Origin of the sequence: Pseudanabaena sp. CCNP1317, from assembly GCF_034931345.1 — a bacterium.
Taxonomy (GTDB): Bacteria; Cyanobacteriota; Cyanobacteriia; order Pseudanabaenales; family Pseudanabaenaceae; genus Pseudanabaena; species Pseudanabaena galeata.
The window spans coordinates 63,134-82,709 of record NZ_JAYGIF010000058.1; the positions used below are offsets into that span (position 1 = coordinate 63,134).

The window sequence follows — 19,576 nt, forward strand, 5'->3', positions numbered from 1 at the left end:
ACCCTATGACATACGACTGTGAATTAGTTAGCGAAGTTTTTGGCAACTTAAGTGTTGATAAAAGTCGATTACCTGCCAATATAAGTGCGATCGCGCCCAAATTTGTTACAGAATGGCTAGTCGATAAACTAGTCCCTGGAAGAGGTAAGTTAACCCTAGCTGAACAAGAAAAAGTTAACGAATTTGTCCAGAAAGCTTTTCCTCGTAAAGATGATGCCAATTTAATTAATTTTCATATTCATAAGGGCGAAGTTTATAAACTAATTTCCTTAATGCAGGTAAGGGTAAAAGTAGATACTGCGGGAAACAAAATCCACGATCCCGTTGCACGAATTCCATCTCTCAAAATGGAAAAATGTCAAATCTCTAATGACTTAATTGAAAACAATACAATGCTTTTACGGCAAGGGGTCTGGGGCAAAATCAGCCTTGCTAGAGGTGCAGATGATGCGATCGAAGTAATTGACTTCGATCCTTTTCAATGTTCCAGTATAAACTTAGCAGAATATGCTAAAACCCGATCTCAGTTCACTTCAGAGCAATGGCGAGATCTTATGCTTTGCTCAATGGGCTGTAATCCTGAACATCCCAGCTACACGACAACAGCAAAAACATGGATGCTCGCTCGTCTTTTACCCCTTGTTGAGCAAAACTATCACATGATGGAACTTGCCCCCAAAGGGACTGGCAAAAGCTACATATATGAAAATATTAATAGCAAAGTTTCTTTGATTAGCGGAGGTAAAGTTACTCCAGCACAGCTTTTTATTAACGGATCAACTAAAGAAGTTGGACTCTTAGGAAGACATGATGTCGTGATCCTTGACGAAGCCCAAAGCCTAGTATTTACCAACCCAGAAGAAGTTATTGGCTCATTAAAAACCTATTTAGCAAGTAATAAATATAATCGCTCAGGTTTTGCAGATATTAGTAGTGATTGTTCTCTCGTACTGCTTGCTAATATTGAACTAGACTCAAACTTACGTCCCCGCAATGAACATAATCTACTTGTCGATTTACCTCCTTTCTTATCTGAAACAGCTTTTCTAGATCGATTTGCAGGAATTTCTCCTGGCTGGGAAATACCCAAATTTCGGGGTGATATGGTTGCTTCCCAAGTAGGGTTAAAAATGGACTTTTTCGGGGAAGTATTATTGGCTATGAGGCAAGACAATCGTTATATGAGTTATGTTCAACAACATATCAAATTTGATGAAGGTATAACGATTCGCGATCAAAATGCCATTTATAAATCCGCATCGGGATTTTTGAAAATTCTTTATCCCCATCTTGAACTAACCTTATCCGACTTTGAGAGTGACTGCCTAAAGCCAGCACTACAAATGCGCCAAGCTATCCGCACAATTATGTATAACCTTGATGATGAATTTAGACAATCTGGGAAGGAAATTATCGCGGAGGTAAAGTAATTTTGAATTGCTAATCTTTTTAATATTGAGGAAGGAGTATATGGACTTGATGACTGGTAAGAAAGGAAAATTAGTCACTTCTTACTATTATCTTTACTTGGGAATTAGAATTAATGATTTACCTCGATTATCACGCCACCACACCCGTTGATCCGCGTGTCGCTTCAGTTGTCATGCAATATATGCTGACAGAATTTGGCAATGCTAGCAGTATTGACCATATCTACGGAGACAAAGCCGATCGCGCAGTCAAACAAGCCGCCAAACAAGTCGCCGATTTAGTCCGAGCCGTACCTAGAGAAGTAATTTTTACATCTGGTGCAACCGAAAGCATTAATTTGGTTCTACAAGGATTACCCCAAAAATCACCTATCTCCCATAAGCTCAAAATTGCAGTATTACCCTTAGAACATAAAGCTGTTCTTGATACTTGTGATGCCCTAACTAAATGGGGAATTGCCGAGATAATCTTTTTAAAAGTCGATCGCCAAGGCAAACTAGACCTCAAACATTTAGAAACAACTTGCTCTCAAGGAATAGATTTAATTTGTGTGATGGCAGCCAATAACGAGATTGGCACGATTTACCCTGTGCAAGAAATCGGGGCGATCGCGCAACAATATGACATTCCCTTTCTTTGCGATGCCACCCAATCGGTTGGCAAAATTCCCATTAACTTTCGAGACTGGGGCATTACCTACCTGACGCTATCAGGACATAAAATGTATGCCCCTAAAGGCATCGGAGCCTTAATTTTGCGTAAAGGCTATCATCTCCAACCATTAATTTATGGAGGTGGACAGCAAAAAGGGATCAGAGCAGGGACGCTCAATGTTGCTGGAATTGCTGGTCTGGGTGAAGCTTGCCGCTTGCGCCAACTAGAAATGTTAGAAGATGAACAAGTAATTGCAGCTAAACGCGATCGCCTCCAATGTTTATTACTAGAGAGTGTTCCTGAACTTGTGATCAATGGCAATCTCATCAACCGATTGGCGGGAAACTTGCATATTTCTATCCCCAATATTCCCAATAAAGCAATCATTGCTAGAATTCGCGATCAACTGGCGATCGCGACAGGCTCAGCTTGTGCATCAGGAGTTGAGGCTGCTTCTCATGTTTTGCAAGCCATTAACCTACCCACAAACCTCATTGAAGGAGCCTTACGAATTAGCATTGGCAAATTCACAACCGATGTAGAAATTGATCGTGCAGCAAATATCTTGATTGCAGCAGTGCATAAAACTCAACAAATTATTTTGGGTTAAGCTGCTCACAGATAGGAAAAGCAAAAATTCAAGAATCTTGAAAGGCTTAATTCAAGATTCTTGATTATATTTTTCAAGAGTCTTGACTATTGATTAAAGATTCTATATTATTGCTTTTGAACTTTCATCAAGATCAATAATGGCTATCAAGCTATCTGTCTTCAATATGAAAGGTGGAGTAGGCAAATCTACAACTGCCTATAACCTAGCCGTAGGACTAGTTAAATTTCACCAAAAACGAGTTTTGATTATAGACATTGACTCGCAGGGAAATGCTGGAGCAGCATTAGGCATTGAAATATGGCACCTGCAAAAACAGTTAAAAGATGTTCTTCAGCGTCACGCTAAGTTGTCAGAAATTATTGTTAAAACTAATTCGGGTGTCGATGTAGCTCCATCAAATATTCTCCTTGCCGAAGAAGAGATCCCAATTTCGGGACTGCCAGGTAGAGAATTGTTACTGAGGAAAGCGATCGCGTCGGTCGAAGCGCAATATGACTTTATCTTGATTGACTGTCCACCAAACATTGGCGTATTTACAATCAATGCACTCATGGCTGCCGAAGGTGTAGTTATTCCCGTAGACATGAGCTACCTCGGTTTACTTGGAATCAAGGGAATCGAACGCGCTCTTTCATTAATACGAGACTCTCTAGAACATCCAATACAAATCGCTGGCGCTCTTGCGACTCGGTTCGATGGACGCAACAACTTGAGCAAAGAAGTTCAGCAATCCTTACATAATCACTTTGGCGATCGCATGTTTAAAGCTGTAATTCCTGAAACGGTGAAATTGCGTGAGGCTCCAAGTCATGGGCTATCTATTTTTGAATACGATGCCAACGGGACAGGAGCAAAAGCATATAGGGAATTAGTTGATGAGGTAATGAAATGGCAGTAAAGAGATCGGCATTAGGCAACAATCCACTAGCGCAAGGTATCTTTAGTAAGACCGAACCTGAAGAAGAATCTTTAATCAAGAATCAAGAATCAATAACCATCAATCAAGAATCATCATTCTTGATTGATGGTGAAAAAGAAAAAATTAATCTTAGACTGTCACTCGAATTAAATGACTGGCTTGATAATTTGCTGAAACAAGGTAAACGAAAGCACGGGCAGAAGATTGCTAAGGAAGTATGGGTTCAAGCTGCGCTCGAATTATTTCGAGCAATGCCGATCGACTGGGAGGAAATCCAGACTGAGGAAGACCTACGTTCAAGCTTATTGAAACTTGAATCAAGAATCAAGTTTCAAGATAACTAATAGATTCTTTTATAATTCTATTGCAAGTGCTTTGCACCCACAACACTATTCAATTGCATTGATCGCTTAAGATTTACTTCAAGCAAATCTTAAGCGATCAGAGACAATTTGCTTCAGCTATACTCCTTTCCCTGAATAAAATTTGGCACTTACTTAGGCGTGAACTCACCTTGGCAAAGATTGTTCTGGGGACTAATCGTGTGCTTATTTTTTGAGTGGGAAAGGAGTAGCCATTCCTAGATTAGTACATTGAACAATCTTGTTTCAAGAATCTTGATTAATTATTCTTGAAACAAGATTGTTCGTTCTAGCTTGAAAATTCGCTCAAAAAGTAACAACTTAAAGATTGAAAATAATTTATGCAATTGAAATCCGGCGTTGCAGATTTAAGTATGAAATATACCAACTCTAGAAATTAGAGTTTGTGGTGAATCTTATTCCTAGCCTTTGAGAAATCTTTGGTTCATACTAAACTCTGCAACGCCTGAAATCCTATATTCAAGAATATTTAAACTTGAATCAAGAATCAAGTTTAAATATTCTTGAATCTTAACTCTACTTTTAGATATTGATAGTCTTACATAATGCAAGATTGGTCAACATTTTAATTACCCAAAATAATTAGTAGCTAGACTCTCACAATATCGTTAATAAACTCATACAGAAAATATTTCAAGACTATTCAATCATGAATCAAGATTCTTGAAAAAGACTAAACAACTAGCTTAATAATTTGTCAAAGCATGACACACGAAGGATCGGAGAAAATTGCACTGGGCGCAGAAATCCTTACATAATCATTTTGGCGATCGCATGTTTAAAGCCGTGATTCCTGAAACTGTGAAATTGCGTGAGGCTCCAAGTCATGGAATTTCAATTTTTGAATACGATTCCAACGGAATAGGAGCAAAAGCGTATAGGGAATTAATGGCTCTAAAGAGATCGATAATAGGCAACAACCGTCTAGCTCAAGGTATCTTTAGTAAGACCGAACCCGAAGAAGAATCTTTAATCAAGAATCAAGAACCATCAATCAAGAATGATGATTCTTGATAATTTGCTGAAACAAGGTAAACAAAAGCACGTTCAGAAGATTGCTAAGGAAGTATGGGTTCAAGCATTCTAAGGAAGAACTACATTCAACTATCTTGAATCTTGAATCAAGATTCTAATTAAAATTCAAACTTTAGAGAGTGCAAAAAGTCTACTTTCTGCCCTTGGATGTTGTCACTGGATATTCTTGATTTCAGTGCGATGACCTGTGCCAGAATCATGGTGCATTTAACATTCATATCAGCTAAGTTTTTATACGCTAAGTGCAAAATTTTTCTTTTTTATGCGTTGCCCACATTGATCGCTTGCAGTAAACTGCAACCAAATCTTACTTTTTAGGCAAGCAGAGAAAATTAGCTTCAGCAGATAGTCATTACTAGATATGTACAACTAGCAATCTTGTTTCAAGAATCTTGATTGATGATTCTTAAAACAAGATTGAGTAAGCAATCTTGATAAATTATTCTGAGCAATGATGATCATGGATTAAAAGCTCAAGTATGATTCAAAAATCTTTAATCTTGAATCATGCATCTTGAATCATGCATCTTGATTCAAGATTAAAGCTGTTAAGGTGAATAACGAGCTTACATAATTCCAGCGATATAGATCTGTAAAACACCATATCAAAAGTCCAAGAAAATGGATTTTTGAAAGCTGAAACAACCAATCTACGTTCGCTATTTTTGCACCTTAACGTGGTAGCCATAGAGAGCAAAGGTTTGGTTTCATCGCCTCAGAAGTGATATCACCAGACTTGATCAAAGTATAGGAATATCACCAAGAGTGAAATCCGATAAGAAATAAATCTTGTCACCATCCAGAGAGCGATCGCCCGATTACGGGCTAGTTTCTCAGAACCGCACCGCACCACCAATCCTGTCTCTACACCCATTAGGGACTGGAGTATGTCTGCCGATCGCGCTCTAGCCTTTCCAGTTCGGCTTGCAAGCTAGCAATTTCCGATGCAGATTTACTCCTACGCAAAATAGGCGTTTCTAGTAAAGCTTTGAGATAGCCTATCCTGCTTCCAATTGCCGACATAGGTTCAGATTTTGGAGGTTGATAGGGGCGCAAGCAATCAGCATTGGCAGTTTTAGGGGATAGATTTTGAGATATTGCGACCTTAGAAATTTCAGCTTTTGGCTGACTTAGCCTGCCATGAGTCTCGATCCACATCGGATCGCTAGTTTTTTGCGGCGACTTTGGCAAGTCCGTTGCGACCTGAAAATCAACATTGGCAAATTTTGGCAATTCTTGCCCTCGCAGGGGCGTTTCAGAAGAGGCTAACGCTTTATATAGGGCTTTTTCTGTAACACTACTTTCTGTCTGGGTTTCAGCTTGTTCGTTCGGGGGGGCGATCGCGGTGGGGGATGGGGCGGAATTGTTTGTATTTATGCTGTTACTCGTTTCGGTGAATTCTGGATGCCATATCTGTTTGTTTTCGTATAGGGTTTCTACTGATACTTTTGCTGTTTTGGCGATCGCTTGTGCCATCCCTCGAATTGTTTCTGGCATTTCTCCTGCTTTATTTAGCTCGTTTACACTTGTGCGGATGCGTTCTAGCCTTTCTGCTTGTTTCTGGGCTTTTTGGGTTTCTGTTTTTTCATTTTCGTTTTCTGTTTGTTCTCCCTTTTTACTGCCAAAGGGGAAATGATTCTTCATGCACCATTTGGCGATGTCTTTGGCTTTTTGTTCGAGTCTTTTGATATCGCCACAAAATTTTAGGAATCCTGCGGCGGCTCTCGCTGTTTTGGTGATGTATTCGACGATCGCTTCGTCTTCTTCACAGCCTAAAAATACACGGGCGTATTTGCCCATGAGGTATAGTAGTTCGTTGGATTGTCCCTGTCCTGTCCATCCTTGTTGGATTTGTTTTTCGAGGTCTTCTCGCCATTGGATCGTTTTTCGGTTGTCTTTAGGTGGTTGATAGTTGGCTTTGGCTTCGGCGATCGCCTGTTTTAATAGGTCGATGTCTTGCTGCTCTTGTACGGTCAGCCATGTTTCGACAAATTGATTTAGATCTCGTCCGATAATTTGGAGGTCGTTGTCGAGTTGGTAACTGCCTGTTTGCAGGGGCAGTCGATGTCCGTTGTATTCTGAGTCGTATTTTTTTGTATTCGGAAAGCTCTCGATTATTCCTGAGGCGATTTCGCAGTTGTTTTTTTGCAGGCAGCTTTTGATCGCGCAGGCGATGCCGAAGCTGGGTACTTCTTGCCAGAGGGGATAGTAGATATGCAGTCCTTCGCTATGCGAACTCTGCACGATTAGCGGTCTGACTAGTCCGATGTCTTCTAGGGCTAGCAGTACGGTTTTAAATTTCTCGTAGTTGTTGTTGGGGTGGTAGGGGCTGCCTTTGTCGATGTCGAGCATGGCATATTCGGTTTGGTTGTCAAATCTTACGCCGATCAGCGTTTCGTTATCTGCCCAATAGTCGTACAGTCGCCTTCCTGTAATCGGATAGCGCGTTTCGGTTTTCCATTCGGGTTTGCTCGTCCGATCTATATTTTTGGCGTAGATAAAATTCCACGAATATGGGAAAAAGCTCGCAAAGGTTTGCGCTACTAATTCTGTTGTGGTTAATGTGTTTGCTGCTAAGCCTTTGGTCGTAAATTTTGGATCGACAGTGTTACAAACATGATCTTTCTGTGAGGTCATGCTCGTTGACCTCTTTTTTGCTTGTCACGGGCGATCGCTTTCTCGATCTGCTGTGGCAAGTCTCGCAAATTTAATGTCATCTAGATTGTCCTGATTGTAAGGGTTGTAGGGGCTTCAATCAGGAAATGAGCAGATTTTTTGTGTTTATTTCAACGCTGCAATTATAGTTTTTTGCTGAATTTTAAAAATTTCCATAGAAAACTATTGCTAAACTTGTATCTTGCGTTAAGATATAGAGAAGCGCTGAACAAAATTGCCGATCTAAAGCAACATCTGTCCATTCCTGGATATTGAATTTAATAAAACCTTCGGGTTTACAAGAAAGCTAGTGATTGGACCCACTGGCTTTTTTGATGTGGAAGGGAAAACTAGTTAACTAATCTCCTTTAGATAAAGTTGTCACATTAATAATACACACTTAGCATACAGCGATCGCAGAAAATCTGTTGCATTAAATCTCAGAATTTTATTGTAGTTGGGGTCGATTTCGGGTCAGGATTGCCATAATGTCATCTGCGGCACTATTTTTGAACAAGGAGTGCTTTCAGTATCCATGCCATTTCTGGTTTTTACCACTTTACTGATTGCAATGACTTCATAATGTTTAAGATAGGTTAAGAGTTTCACTACCGCTAGAGGCTGAGCTAACAAGGGCATTGATGCATCATCATGGACAATGTGTAGCCTAGCAATCTATGAAGCACTGCAACTGATGCAATTGTTATTGATGAGAGGCGATCGCTAAGTTGTAAGTCCTTCCCAAAAAATAAAAAGCGGCGCGATGCGCCGCTTTTTACGTTTGTAGTAATAATTTTGCCAATTCAGAAAACCCAGCAAACTCAGAAGCTTGAGTTACGTACTTGGGTAAATGCAGCATCTTGTCTTGATAATGGCGAACATTTGCCACACCGACCGAGATGGGAAATAAATCGGCATCAAACATCGCTTCATCATTGGGACTATCGCCAACAGTTAGCACTTGCTGCGAATTGAGTTCAGGAAAATGGTTGCTTAGCACTGACAGCAACCCAGTAGCCTTATCTTGATGGATTGGTTTGATATGACATTGGACATTGCTATAAGTGAAACTCCAACCCATTTGTTGACATTGGGAAGAGATGGATTGAATGTCATCGGTTGATAAATCATTGACATCAAAAGTCCAATCAGTAATACGGAACTGATTATCAGCAGAAGGATGAAGATTCGGAAATAGCTGCTTAATGTGATGGAAAGTATTTTCTAATAGAATGCGATGCCTAGACAAATTGGGAATCGAAGAAAGCAAATCTTGAGTTCCATTTGGTTTCAAAAAGATTCCCCCATTTTCCGCGATCGCCCCTTCGATAGGTAAATAATTCACCAAAGCACTGACCCAACCTGCCGAGCGACCAGTCACCAATAGGACTTTAATTTCTGCTGATTGTAAATCGATAAGAGTCGAGATGAAATCAGAAGAGAATTTTCCATTTTGGGTAAGAGTGCCGTCAACATCGGACGCAATTAAGCGAATGTCGGACAAGTTGATATTATTGAGAGGAAATAAGGGCATAGAAGATGAAACTAAATCCAGAAAAAAGCTAAAGTCGATCTAATATATCGTAAAGAATCTGACAAAAAATCTAGCGATTGTTCGCGAGTAAAGAAATTCCTATTTCCAGTCACTATAATATTGACAAGAAGAGAAATCCCTAAACCCGATATTTTAGAGCCGTTTGACTAAAAACTCAATTCCGTACAAATAAATTTGGAGAGACATCAATGAGAACAAATATTAGCGCAATGATTAATTCAGGCTATACCTATGAAGAGCTACTGAGCGAAGGACTAGCCAGCTTTGACGATATCGGACGCTATGAATCAAGATATTCCCTGTATGACGAAAACGCAGTACCACAACCGACAAAGGCAAAAGTAGCAGAGCCGAAATTAGCCGAAACTACACCAAATCAACAAGAATCAGAAATCGACTTTGACTTTTAGAGAGAGCGGACTAACTATGAACCGATGCTATGAAATTTAGACAAATTGACCTAAAAACAGGGCAAGAGCTACCAATACCACCAAAAACAGTCGAGCATACCTACCTTGAACTGAAGATTGGGAATACTGTAGATCCCAGCAAACTTGCCGTCGGTAAAATGTACGATGGCATCACTGACCGAGACATAGAACGATTGCAAGAGCAAGGACTGCACATGATTCTTGCCAATGGTCGAAGCGCCTACTTTAGCGATCGCGCCATCGCAGAGAAAGTCAGCCAAGAAATCTTCACCAATCATAGTGATGCTGTTGCCTACGGCAGTATCCCCGTATCCGAAGCCAAAACATCAATTTACAAAGAAAGCGCTCGAATCCTGATTATTGATGATGAAACCCTGAGCCAAGACCCAGCCACAGGGACATACACCGCCGATTGGGGACAGCAGCCCATTATTCTCAGTAATGGAATCACCCTCAGCGACAAAGCAATGGGAGCGATTGCCAGTAAACTTGGAGATTGCTACAGTCTGATCTCCCCAGATCTCGCTAACCAACTGCAAGCCGAACCAGACCGCCCATTTCAATTTCGGGCGGGAGTCCCCGAATGGCAAGGTGTTTTCAAAGGTACATGTCGGGCTAGTTTGCTATGTCAAGCTTTAGAAGTTGATGGCATAATTGCCAAATCAAGCATCAAAGGCGATAACAAAACCACCACTACAGGTATTCACGAAGTCAGCCTATTCTGGGCAAGAAAAGAAGATGCTAAATTCACTGAACAAAAACTGGGAACCCAAGCTCTAGTCTTCTTCCCCGAAGGAGTCCAAGCAGATGTATTACCCAAGCTCAAAATCAAAGCCGAACGCCTCGCCGAAGCCCAATCCGACCCACGCAAGGTAGCACAACTATATATAGAGCGTCACGAAAAGCGCCAACAGCAAAGGCAAGAAGAAACCGTAGAGCGCGATAACATTTATCAAATCATTGAGCCAGAACTCGCGTTAGAACTAGGTTTGAGCATTCAAGAAAACACGAAAGCTAATAACTTTGAACAGCCAGACAACCCAGCCGTTAATGAACAATATAAAGATTGGCTGTATGACATCCTCAAAGCCGACCTAGTTGATGGCGGTCATTGCCAAGTATTAGAAATGGAAGATATTGCTAAACGCTTGCGAGAATTCCTCCGAAGTGAATGGCAGGAAGTCGCCACAGGAGGGCTGTATGTCCCTAGCGCGATCGCCCAACCCCATAACCAATTACAAGAAGGCGAAGTTAGTTTCACTGGATTACCCGATGGATCTGAAGTCGCCATCTACCGCAGTCCCGTCGCCAATGCCGCCAACTTTGATGTATTTACGAATAACCTCACGGTTTTACGTGAATTAGATCCTGAAGCCTATAGGCAGAGAGGAGTCTGTTACCTCAATCCCAACGATGCGAAACGACTGGTCATCGACTTCGACGGCGATCGCGTAGGCATAATCCCCAGTCAACTAACCCCTGTACAGGAAGCCAGTTCCCAGAAAACCATTGAGCAGTATCCAACCCTAATCCAAGAAATCATCGACAAAAATCTGCCAGAAAACAAACCAATTCAAGTCGAAAAAGAAAAGAAGATTCCCCGCGATCTAGAACATGGATTTGTCAATCTTGCCAGCGCCGCCGTCAATGCTGCTGACAATCCCACAGGTCGAGTTGCCAATTTAGGAATGCGGCTAGAAGCTTTACGGTGGGAAACCCAGTATCTTCCTGATGTTGAAAAGTCTGCATATTTGCAGAACATTGGTACACATTTCAAAAAACTACTTGCCGAAGATAATGACATCAAGAAGCCCTTTCGCATTCTTAATGAAGAATGGCGCGATAAAATAGTCGAAATCAGCGAAACTTCTACTGCCATATCGAAACTACCTGAGCCTGAAAGAGAAAAAGCTGTAGCAACAGGTTTAACGCAGACAGAGAGACTAATTTGGCATCTAGAAAGTCTGGCGGCGGTGAACTTGCAACGCGCAGTTGATACACCCAAAAGTGCTAGAAAAGTCAATGAAGATGAATATCAATTTTGTCAGAAAGTAGCCAAATACAAAGAAGTAGAATGGATTAAAGGCAAAGACAATACCTATGCCTACATTGGTACTGAGGGCATCAAGACCAATACTCAAGATCCTGTCGGATGGATGGTAGAGCAAGCCAACCAGATTTATCAAGAATATAGTCTGATTGGCGATCGCAACTATAATCGCTTTGACCATATTTTCCCCAAAGACAGCCATACACCTGCTCAGACCGAATGGGCAAAGAGCGTATCAACCCAATACAATGCCCTAATTTCTGATGCAGTCGCCAGTCGCAGCAGATTAGAACATGAAGAAGGAATTGCCCTAACCGCTACATCTGCTAAAGGCAACACCATCGAAATTGTCAGCCTGATTAGCACCAATCCCGATGGTGACTCACCAATCTGGGAAATGGCAAGAATAGGAGCTAGTGTCGATATTCAGGTTGCCAAAAACAAAGATTGGAAAACTGAAAAGCTATATCCATACAAAGCTGTCGCGATTATCGATCGAGAAAATAAGGTGGACATCGGACTGATATCGCCAGCCTCCATTGAAGCCTATGGCAAAACCCTAGAAACGGGCAGAATGTTTGCCAATCTCAAACTTGAGTTCAAATTAGGAATATCCAGAAATGACATAGATGACAAGTTTGCCGATGCCGAAAAGTATTTAGAAGTGCAGCGTGATGTGATTCCAGAACCAGAGCGAGAAAGCAGAGCTTCGGCACTGTGGCACAACAATAACCGAGCGATCGCGGGCAAAATGTTTACCGAGGTGGTGACCACGCGACTGCAAGAACTACGGGTTGATAAAATCAAAATCATTGGCTTGCAGTATGAAACCAACGAACTGAAAGATAAACAATGGCAACAGGATCAAGGTGCAATATGCAGAATAGGTATAGAATCTAACCCCGATAGTCCCATTTATGATAAGCGGGTGCTACAGGTGCAAGAAGGCGATCGCTGGAAAAATATGGGTGTACTGCACAGCGACGCAGCCTATATGCCAATCGGTACGCAGTTTACAGCAAATATTAACTTTTCGGCGACTAAAAAAGATGCTGACATCGTACTCGATCCCAATTCCCTGAAACTGCCTGAAATATGGCATGGACTGTCACCAGAGCGAGTACAGCAAGCGGTCAATCTTGATGCAATTATTCCTGCATTGAAACAAGCGATCGCCACAGCATCTGAGAACCAACCGACCATGACCGAATTTGTGGAAAGGCTAGCTGCCGAACAGGTTGGTATTAAAGCTCAAGTGCAGTCTGGCGGTAGGATTAATGGAATTACCTATCTTTATGAAGGGCAAGCAGTCAAGGCTAGTTTAGTAGAGTTAACGTGGAAGAATCTTGCTGCAATGGGAGTTCGATACGATCCTATTAGAGATCGCGAAGCAATTACATCGGCTCCGATTCCAGCTATGACTCAGACCAGCGATCGCCTAGAAATACAATCTGAGAATCAAGACAAGGCAATTCCTGAAGTTAGTATCGTCACTTCTGTCCAGATAGAAAAGCCAGAAAAACCAGTAGAAATAATGGGTAAACCGATTCAGATGGTTTATCCCCTGAAGATGCATGGAGAAGTGAATCGATTGCCCGTGGATACTTGTATTGAAGCAATGCGCGGACATGGGAGATCTCACACAACGCGGCGATTTGAACCCTATGCCGCCTATAACTTTAAGGAAGGAGATATCGCGATCGCCTATGCAGGAGAGCAGAAAGTTGCCTTTCAAGTAGGAAAGCAGTACAAAATCTCACAAGAAATGTTGACTGATGGGGAATATCAGAAACAATGGGTGAGTATGGAAAAGCATGGGGCTAAGGAATTACTGACATTTCAAGGACATAGCAACACATGGGGGATGCACTTTCAGCCTTTGGGAGATTATGTCGATGGTAAAATTGTGCCATTTCCGATCATCGAGAGCGCCACAAATTCCATCGTTGCGGATATTCAGAAACTAGAAGCATGGAGAGAAACTGCTCAATATCTGGGTAAGAGCGAGAAATATGTAGATCGTATCCAAGAAATCATTGCTGGTGAGCGTATATCCGAAAAATCACAGCAAGCGATGTCTAAGGATGGTCAGTTACTGAGTCAGCACATTGCATCGCAGTGGCGAGAAGTATTGGCTACTCCGAGTGAATATGTGGGATCTCAAAATGGGAATCTTGTGTTTGAGCGTAAAGGGAATGATGGTAAATATAGGGCAACGTGGGAGCAGTCTACAGATACGTTGACCTTAGATACAAAAGCCTTGAGGCAAGAAAATATCGAATATGTACCATTGCTGGTGCAAAAAGGTTTAGAAATTGCTCAGAGTCAGGTGACTGTGAAAGATGCTCAGAATGTCGATCGCGCTCTTAAAGTTATTGCTGAAAATCAAAAGGGGAGACAAGAGCAAAGGTAAAGAGGCGATCGCTAAATTTTAAGTTGTTTTCCAAAAAATTAAGAGGCGGTGCGAAGCGCCGCTTTTTGACTTTGTAGAATATTTGATAAATTGCTTTGATTGAGGGGATTAGTAGCATGGTGTTATGATATAAACGTGTTGATAGCAATAAGTTGTAAGTCGCAGTGTCGGCAGCAAAAATATGAAATTAAAAAAGCTAACTAAAAATTTAAGCTTGGGAAACGCAAAAAGGCGGACTTCCTTGGGCTTTAATGTTTTGAGTAACCGAGAGGCTACAACAGCAAATGCTACTGAAGAAAATTTGGTTGTGCTAAAAAGTTTTCTTGATTTTTTGTGGAATGATGCGAAGAAAAATCCTTTGAATCTAGTCTCTTATACGAGTGAGATGGATGCTAGAGTTTTGGCGCTTACTGAGGGAGTTGAGATAGATTGATAGAGGTCAATGGATGGAAAATCTATTTCCACAGTGTATTTAATAAGCAGTTTCAAGAGCTTATCGAGAGTTCGGTTAAGTTTAAAGAAAAAGATACGCCTAAACAATACAAAGAGCGTTTTAAGCCTAAGTTGCTGAAAGCTTTACAAAGAGCGATTAAGGAGTCAATCCCTAACGATCCTTTTAGTAAGGATTTTGAGCTTAGAGAGAATTTGAGCGATTATAGGCGGGTTAAGTGGGTTGGTATTTTTGATCGCTATCGATTGTTTTTTAGGGTTGATGTAGAGCAGGATTCGATTGTGATTCTTTGGTTGGGATATCCAAGAAATGAGGGTGGGAAGAATGATTGTTATAGGGTTTTTGGGAAGATGGTTGAGAAGGGTGATTTTCCTTCTGATATTGAACAGTTGATCGAAGAATCTAGCCTTAACTGATTTACTAACTATTCTAAGGTTCGTCTGTAAACAGCAAATTGAGTATCCATTTTTATTTGATTGACTTCAGTAGGTGAACCTACAATTTTGTATTTTTCCAAAAGAGATAGATTTTGGCGAGAACCAATAAGCTTAAGGTATTCGCAGACAATACGATAATTCCTCATTATTGGATTAGAGGCAAGCCAAGATTCTAACAAGGTTAAAGCCTCTTGATGTGTGGTATGACGTTGCTCAAGTTTTTTCGTCCATGACAGAACATCAAGTATCCCATGTTCATGATTTGATAAATCATCAAGTTCTTGTAGTAGCTGATTGTCAGATGGATAGTATTCCTCCAAGACCTTTTTGCTATGTCGGTTTTTAAGATGTTGTTTTCCCCACTCAAAAGCTTTAAACTTTTGACAGATAGTTTCTAGCAGCCATAATTCTGACTCTTCTAAACAATCAAGATATGGTATCAATCTTTCTAGATGATTTAATCTGAGATGCTGTCGTCCGTCTATATAAAAACTTGAGACTAAATATTTAAAGATTAAAGTATGATTTGAACATTGTCTAATTCTCGAATCAGCTAAAGCCAAACATTTAGGTGTACCTATATATATAGCAGCTTGAATAAATCTTGGACTGTATCCAATATAGCTCCAATGCCTTTCTAAAATCAATTCCGCATCATTTATTGGCACTAAAGTAAGCAATTCTGAAAGTATTCCTTCTCTATCATCTCGACTACCTGAAAAATCTTTTGGAATAATATTTTTGAGGACTTGAAGATGTTTTTCAACTATAGCCATTAAATCATTACACCAAATATGATGAGATAGATGCAGCCAACGGGCATTAGTTGAAAAAAGTGAGTATGCATCTTTTATAACGCTATAATCACCTAATTGTATACGTTTTTGTAGTGCTTCATAAAAGAAAGGAAAATCATCTGTTATTTTCTTTAAATCATCAATCTGCTCATAATTAGCACCTTCAACCCATAGTTGAGATGATTTCTCCCTTACTTCGTCATTGTTGTCTGTATTCTGCCATAAACATTTCAATCGATCCATTGAAGACTTAGAGAGTTTGTGTTTCTTTAAGCGAACTGCCATAAATACTCTTGAGAGTAGTGTTACCAAAGATTTTAGATTTTTACTTTTTTCATCGTTTTGTTTAAAATTCGATATTTCTCTTATGATATGTTCAATTATATCTGCATTATCTATATTAGTATTATCAACACAATTTAATGTGTTTGCAAATATTAACCCTAGTGATTCATGTTTTTTAGCTTGAGAAATAAAGTGTTGAATAAAGTGAGAACCAAATTGATGAGATAATCGAGTTCTATAATTATGATCACTAGAAAACCAGTTGTGACTATGCTGATTATTATTCTCAGGACTATTGTTTAAATTAGACCAATAAACTAATAATGATTCTAATTTATCTAACGATTCATCTTTACAACATCGAGAAGCTGCCCAGATAGCAGAACCTAAAGTGAAAGATTTATCTTTAGATAATTGCCAACAAGCTATTAAATCATTTTCTAGCTCTGAGTATTCTAAAAAACCAGCAAGGGTAAGAGCGCCATCTCTATATGAATCTATAACATTGTAAGAGTTGAGTGCTTGTTTAAGATCAGATAAAAGTTTGATTTTGTAATAGAAACTTACATGACTTAATACTTCATTATATCTACTGTCATTGTCCATAGGAGCAAAAATGATAAACCTATTACAATGAGCAAGATATCGAATACCACTCCTAGTGCAGCCGTTTCGTAACCGTGCAAGTAAGATAGGAGCATTAGGAGCTAAATTCTCTGTTATTTCAAGTATTAAGGGTGAATTTACCTTCATTAAACTTGAATATACTGCATCAAGTAATAGTTCTGGAATATCACTATTTTCCGTGTTTTTACAGAGCCAATTTTTAACTTTTTCAACAATTTTCAAGTAATTCTCTGTAGTGTTGGGATACTTGAGTGCTTCTACTAACGCTAAGGGAAGTTGATCGCACAATTCCTGTAAAAACTCCTCACTTTGAGGATACTGAATAATTGCCTGACCGATAATCTCCGCATAATATGGTTCCCAGAAAATGTTGAGAGGTTCAGAAGCATTTTCGTTGAGAAGTTGTCCCATGCTTCCTACGAGTAGAAATTCTCGAATGCGATCGTGCCGAAAAACTAACTTCTCTCCTTCAAGTTTGCATAACTTTTTATTCTCTGCTAACCTTCTTAATGCTTGTAGTTCTTCGGAAGAGTTGGCTAACCAATTTTTTATATCAGACCATGTTGGGTTAAACCTACGCTGTATTAGCATTTGAGTAGTTAAGCCTAACAGTGCTGAACGATACTCGTTGGGAAACAAATTGCCCACCACATTCTCGACAACATTACTAATGAAAGAATCAATGGCATTCTCAGCAACTTGACTCAACTTACTATGTTCAATCTTGGGTAACAAATCATCAAAAAGACCTATTAGAATTGGATCGTTGCCGAGATTTTCCGCCAATATAGTGATCTCTGCATTGGTCAATTCAATACGATTTCGTAATAAAGCATCTTTAACTGCTTCTAATCCCTCCTCAGCACTCATAGTTCCAACAAACACACTACTTATCCAAGTGGTTTTATCTACATTTAGATTAATCTTTCCGACAATATCCGACCAAACTGGACAAATTAGTAGCTGTTTTGATGGTATGGTTTTGGTATTAGAATCTTGGCTAGGAGAAGGTTTTGACCAGTTGATAAGCTTTTGCAACAGATTTGCTGGACTATTGGTTCGATTGACATCATCAGCGATTAGCAATAACCTTTTTCCATCCTTCAATAATTTCAAAGCTGCATTTCCTGCATCTGACATCAAACTCGGATATAAATCATGCAATGCCTTATCTAAAGCATTTTCGAGTGAATCACTACTTCCTAAAACATTTTCAGATAGCCACAAACTATACTCTCCCGCTTCTAGGTGCTTTTTCCCAACTTGATAAGCTGCTGCACTCTTTCCAGAACCAGAATTTCCAATCAGAAGACTTATTGAGCAATTTTGATTTTCTACTGCTTTCTCAACTTGTTGATCGATGTGTCGAGAAACCCAGCGATCGGGACTTGTCAAAAACTGCTTTTGATATTGCTCTAAACTCTTGTTACACAAATTGCGTAGTAAATTTTCTGAGAGTATCTCAGCTTCTATCCCTAGATACTCTTTACGCAACCATTGTCCTTCAGTTTCTGTATCTAAAAATCTAGCAATACGCGACCTATCCCAAAAATCGACTGATACTCCTAATTCTTTAGCTTTTTTCTCGACTTCTAAACAGAAATCTGGTTGTAATCCTTGATTAGTGGTCAAAACAACAGTAAATCTTGCATCTGGAAATTCAGCTTTGTATGTACTAGAAAGTTGTCCAGCCTTTAGAAGATCACCGTCATCACTTTCTGAAAGCTTCATTTTTCTACCTCTTTTAGAAGGTGTAACAGTTCTATGGTCAAATAGCCATTTCTTTGATAGTTTGCTTTCTACAGTGTGTTCTACCAGAATAAAATGAGGGGGATTACTGTTATGAACTCGGCAAAAACCATCAACAGGAGATTTTCTCGGCTGTCCTTGAGCATTTAAGCCAGAATGCAAGATAGCTCGGTAGTCTTTTTCTGCTTTGCACAAGACTGCTGTTGCAAGAAGCTCAAAACTGCTTGTATCTGTTATTTTTTCTAACTCCTCAGACGTACTCAAGTATCAACGCCTCATTTTTAAAGTCTATATTTCTCAATTTTAGCTGTTTTATTGAGTTTATGTGCGATTATTGCAGATCTCTATACGATTACTACTAAAGGTCAGGTATATGAGTGTATATGAGCGCAACCTGCTCGAATTCCGTGAACTATTTGTTAAACCAATCGAGACTCTTTATCAAAGAGAAATATTTTCCAGATAACTTATTCAAAAATAGAAAGAGCGCTTACGCTGGAAGTCAGTGACCGATTGACAAACTAGGAAAAGCAACCCGATGCAAGTAGCCATAAATTCACTGACAGGCAATACAAAAGCACAGATATTCAGATCGAAAGCACGATGCTTGAAGACCACAAAACAGTTGATTGCCCTAGCTAAATCGATGAATGCAAGCATATCCGATTTGATTGATGGCACGAAAATCTTGACATTCTCCGATGGCACAAAGCGGACGATCCAATGTCAAAATTTGTTGTTGGAATCCGTAAGAGAAAGCGTCCAAGAACTAGGGGAATATCTCACCAAATATCCTGACCAACTCTCCCAGATTGGATCGGGAGTAATGGAATTGTTGACCAGCGCCGAATACTTTGCCAAAGCCGCGACGAATTCGTATACCACAGATCAAGGACATTGCCGCCGAGTAGCAGAGAACCATCTGGAAAGTCTGCATGACAGCTTTCCCCAAATCTTTTCTAAAAAAAACGCAGCAAGAGCATTGAACTAAAAATCAGTCTAGCGATCGCCTTTCAATTCGATTGGATGAGCAAAGATTGCTAGATCGATTCCACAACAAGCATTGAAGAAAATTAACACCTATCAGGAAA

At 40.0% G+C, this 19,576-nt stretch carries 14 protein-coding genes; 10 read left to right on the forward strand and 4 right to left on the reverse strand.

From position 1 onward, the window contains the following. The first annotated feature begins 5 nt into the window (after positions 1 to 5). The 5 genes from brxL (at position 6) to VB775_RS12420 (ending at position 5,014) form a co-directional block, all read left to right on the forward strand. Positions 6 to 1,430, forward strand: coding sequence for a BREX system Lon protease-like protein BrxL (gene brxL / locus VB775_RS12400; RefSeq protein WP_281010147.1), 1,425 nt, complete (start codon positions 6 to 8; stop codon positions 1,428 to 1,430). Positions 1,431 to 1,543: 113 nt separating this feature from the next. Next, entirely contained in the window at positions 1,544 to 2,695 is a 1,152-nt protein-coding gene (locus VB775_RS12405; RefSeq protein ID WP_281010146.1) for a cysteine desulfurase family protein, read from the forward strand. 139 nt (positions 2,696 to 2,834) lie between these two features. Next, on the forward strand, positions 2,835 to 3,596 hold the full coding sequence (locus tag VB775_RS12410; RefSeq protein ID WP_281010145.1) for a ParA family protein: 762 nt from the start codon (positions 2,835 to 2,837) through the stop codon (positions 3,594 to 3,596). Beyond that, entirely contained in the window at positions 3,587 to 3,961 is a 375-nt protein-coding gene (locus VB775_RS12415; RefSeq protein WP_175358434.1) for a hypothetical protein, read from the forward strand. The genes VB775_RS12410 and VB775_RS12415 overlap by 10 nt, the downstream gene beginning before the upstream one ends. Before the next feature lie 768 nt (positions 3,962 to 4,729). Further along, positions 4,730 to 5,014: a ParA family protein gene (locus VB775_RS12420; RefSeq protein ID WP_281010144.1), complete on the forward strand. Its 285-nt coding sequence runs from the start codon at positions 4,730 to 4,732 to the stop codon at positions 5,012 to 5,014. A 748-nt stretch (positions 5,015 to 5,762) separates the two neighbouring features. Here the strand turns inward: VB775_RS12420 and VB775_RS12425 are convergent. From VB775_RS12425 to VB775_RS12435, 3 genes are all read right to left on the reverse strand, one after another. Continuing rightward, positions 5,763 to 5,909, reverse strand: coding sequence for a hypothetical protein (locus VB775_RS12425; RefSeq protein WP_281010143.1), 147 nt, complete (start codon positions 5,907 to 5,909; stop codon positions 5,763 to 5,765). Further along, positions 5,909 to 7,672 (reverse strand): hypothetical protein, encoded by a 1,764-nt coding sequence (locus tag VB775_RS12430; RefSeq protein ID WP_281010142.1) that lies wholly within the window; start codon positions 7,670 to 7,672, stop codon positions 5,909 to 5,911. Before VB775_RS12430 ends, VB775_RS12425 begins: the two co-directional genes overlap by 1 nt. A 793-nt stretch (positions 7,673 to 8,465) precedes the next feature. Further along, the gene (locus tag VB775_RS12435; RefSeq protein WP_281010141.1) at positions 8,466 to 9,224 is read right to left on the reverse strand and encodes an HAD family hydrolase; all 759 of its coding nucleotides are present in this window, start codon (positions 9,222 to 9,224) and stop codon (positions 8,466 to 8,468) included. Positions 9,225 to 9,433: 209 nt separating this feature from the next. On the opposite strand from VB775_RS12435, the gene VB775_RS12440 reads away from it, so the two are divergent. From VB775_RS12440 to VB775_RS12455, 4 genes are all read left to right on the forward strand, one after another. Further along, positions 9,434 to 9,655: a hypothetical protein gene (locus VB775_RS12440; RefSeq protein ID WP_281010140.1), complete on the forward strand. Its 222-nt coding sequence runs from the start codon at positions 9,434 to 9,436 to the stop codon at positions 9,653 to 9,655. A gap of 29 nt (positions 9,656 to 9,684) precedes the next feature. Further along, positions 9,685 to 14,139, forward strand: a complete 4,455-nt coding sequence (locus tag VB775_RS12445) for a hypothetical protein (protein ID WP_281010139.1) — start codon at positions 9,685 to 9,687, stop codon at positions 14,137 to 14,139. Between the two features lie 181 nt (positions 14,140 to 14,320). Further along, positions 14,321 to 14,572 (forward strand): hypothetical protein, encoded by a 252-nt coding sequence (locus VB775_RS12450; protein WP_281010138.1) that lies wholly within the window; start codon positions 14,321 to 14,323, stop codon positions 14,570 to 14,572. After that, positions 14,569 to 15,006, forward strand: a complete 438-nt coding sequence (locus VB775_RS12455; protein WP_281010137.1) for a type II toxin-antitoxin system YhaV family toxin — start codon at positions 14,569 to 14,571, stop codon at positions 15,004 to 15,006. The genes VB775_RS12450 and VB775_RS12455 overlap by 4 nt, the downstream gene beginning before the upstream one ends. An 8-nt stretch (positions 15,007 to 15,014) precedes the next feature. Here VB775_RS12455 and VB775_RS12460 read toward each other — a convergent pair whose 3' ends face one another. Beyond that, positions 15,015 to 18,749 carry a hypothetical protein gene (locus tag VB775_RS12460; protein WP_281010136.1) on the reverse strand — a complete coding sequence of 1,245 codons (3,735 nt, stop codon included), beginning with the start codon at positions 18,747 to 18,749 and terminating at the stop codon, positions 15,015 to 15,017. Positions 18,750 to 19,023: 274 nt separating this feature from the next. On the opposite strand from VB775_RS12460, the gene VB775_RS12465 reads away from it, so the two are divergent. Then, positions 19,024 to 19,476, forward strand: a complete 453-nt coding sequence (locus VB775_RS12465) for a hypothetical protein (protein ID WP_323216808.1) — start codon at positions 19,024 to 19,026, stop codon at positions 19,474 to 19,476. Positions 19,477 to 19,576 lie beyond the last annotated feature (100 nt).